Source organism: Enorma burkinafasonensis, from assembly GCF_902150035.1.
Lineage (GTDB): Bacteria > Actinomycetota > Coriobacteriia > Coriobacteriales > Coriobacteriaceae > Enorma > Enorma burkinafasonensis.
In genome coordinates this window covers 1-2,292 of record NZ_LR597542.1, presented here as the reverse complement: position 1 = coordinate 2,292, position 2,292 = coordinate 1, and the positions used below count along the sequence as shown (strand labels likewise).

The 2,292-nt window shown below is 60.3% G+C and carries 1 protein-coding gene and 1 tRNA gene; one reads left to right on the top strand and one right to left on the bottom strand.

Features of this window, described 5'->3' with window-relative positions:
- Positions 1-194: 194 nt before the first annotated feature.
- A complete protein-coding gene (gene rpoD / locus FS885_RS09790; RefSeq protein ID WP_186365856.1) occupies positions 195-1,544 on the top strand; it encodes an RNA polymerase sigma factor RpoD in 1,350 nt (449 codons plus the stop codon).
- 454 nt (positions 1,545-1,998) lie between these two features.
- On the opposite strand, the gene FS885_RS09785 is transcribed toward rpoD, so the two are convergent.
- Positions 1,999-2,073, bottom strand: a tRNA-Asn gene (locus FS885_RS09785).
- Positions 2,074-2,292 lie beyond the last annotated feature (219 nt).

The window sequence follows — 2,292 nt, the reverse complement described above, 5'->3', positions numbered from 1 at the left end:
TCCGGACATGCCGTCCTCCGATCTCCCGGGGCCGGCCGATCCGGCCCTCAGGGTATCGGGTTCCCACATTCATCCGCACATGTGCGGATGAATGTGGGAGGTGTTCGGATAAAGTTGATAATCAAGGAAATGGGCGGAAAATGTGCACAGCATCAGCTCCGCACGTGCTGGGTATAGTCACGTGTGGTACATTTATGAACCTATGCTGTAGGAAGGGAGAGTCTGTGCCTAAGAATACCCAGAGTGCGGGAACCGAGCTCGACGCCTACGTCGATAAGCTGCTCAACAAGGGCTCGAAGAGCGGTTCGGTCACCGAGGACGAGATCCAGGTCGTCCTCAAGGACGTCGATGTGACGGATGCACAGCTGACCTCCATCTACCGATCCCTGCGCGACCAGGGCATCGAGGTCGTCTCCCAGGGCGATGACGACGATGCCCCGCTCGACGTCGATGACGAGGGGCTCGGCGACGACCTCGATGACGAGAGCATCGAGGACCATGACATCAAGGTCGCCAAGCTCGCCGATGCCGAGATGGGCTCCGCCCGCAAGAAGCGCCCCCGTGCGCGCACCTCGCGCTCGCGGGCCCGCGTGCGCGGCATCGACGCCTCGACCGTCATGCTCACGGGCGACCCCGTCCGCATGTACCTCAAGGAGATCGGCAAGGTCGACCTGCTGACGGCCGCCGACGAGGTGGACCTCGCCATGAAGATCGAGGCCGGTCTGCAGGCCACCGATCAGCTCGAGGCAGCCGAGGACGGCGAGCTCGAACTCTCCCGCGCCGAGAAGCGCCGCCTCATGCGCGTCGAGCAGGTCGGTCTGGACGCCAAGCAGGCGCTCATCAGCGCCAACCTGCGCCTCGTCGTCTCCATCGCCAAGCGCTATGTGGGCCGCGGTATGCTCTTCCTTGACCTCATCCAGGAGGGCAACCTCGGTCTCATCCGCGCGGTCGAGAAGTTCGACTACGAGAAGGGTTTCAAGTTCTCGACGTACGCGACCTGGTGGATCCGCCAGGCCATCACGCGCGCCATCGCCGACCAGGCCCGCACGATCCGCATCCCGGTCCATATGGTCGAGACCATCAACAAGCTCGTGCGCGTCCAGCGCCAGCTCCTGCAGGACCTCGGGCGCGACCCGACCCCCGAGGAGATCGGCAAGGAGATGGACATGAGCGCCGACCGCGTGCGCGAGATCCAGAAGATCAGCCAGGAGCCGGTCTCCCTCGAGACGCCGATCGGCGAGGAGGAGGACTCCCAGCTCGGCGACTTCATCGAGGACTCGCAGGCGGTCGTGCCGCCCGACGCCGCCAGCTTCTCCATGCTCCAGGAGCAGCTCGGCCAGGTGCTCGACTCGCTTGCCGACCGCGAGCGCAAGGTCATCGAGCTCAGGTTCGGCCTCGTGGACGGTCACCCGCGCACGCTCGAGGAGGTCGGGCGCGAGTTCGGCGTCACGCGCGAGCGCATCCGCCAGATCGAGAGCAAGACGCTGGCGAAGCTCCGCCATCCCTCGCGCTCGAGCAAGCTCAAGGACTACATCGAGAACTAGCGTCTCGGGCATAGATGCATCTTGAGGCGGGATCCTTCGGGGTCCCGCCTCTTTTGCGCAGCGCGGTGAGAGAGCGTGGGAGCGCTGAGGCGCGACCCGCCCTGCCGGTCCGTGCTCTCCGAACCTATCGATGGCTGTGCATCGGTCTTATGTCATGGGATTGCAACTCGATAAGGAATTGCATAAATCTATAATTACCGTCGTAAGAAAAATGCAGTATTAGGCAAGAAAATGTAGATAGCATACGATAGTAATATGAGAATGCAGAAACCGTACGATACAAAATTCTGAAATGCAGATTACGTACGATAGTCATCCAAAGAATGCATATATCATTCGATAGAGAATTCCTATAAAGCAGAATCCGTACGATAGCCCTGATACAAGCACAGCAGGGGAGGAGCGACAACGAAAAACCCTCGTCAGGGGGACTGGCGAGGGTTCTTTGAAACGATGGCTCCCCGGGTAGGACTCGAACCTACAACAGCGCGGTTAACAGCCGCGTGCTCTACCATTGAGCTACCGAGGAATGTGGCTGCTCTCAAGCAACAGAACCTAGTATACAAAAGTCGTGGCGAATGGCAAGACACAAAATGAAAAAAGTCGGGCGATAGGTTCGCTCCTTGATTATCAACTTTATCCGAACACCTCCCACATTCATCCGCACATGTGCGGATGAATGTGGGAACCCGATACCCTGAGGGCCGGATCGGCCGGCCCCGGGAGATCGGAGGACGGCATGTCCGGA

What these genes read in the sequence shown, in the direction of transcription:
- rpoD (WP_186365856.1), top strand. Translation starts at nt 195, where the DNA reads ATGAACCTATGCTGTAGGAAGGGAGAGTCTGTGCCTAAGAATACCCAG.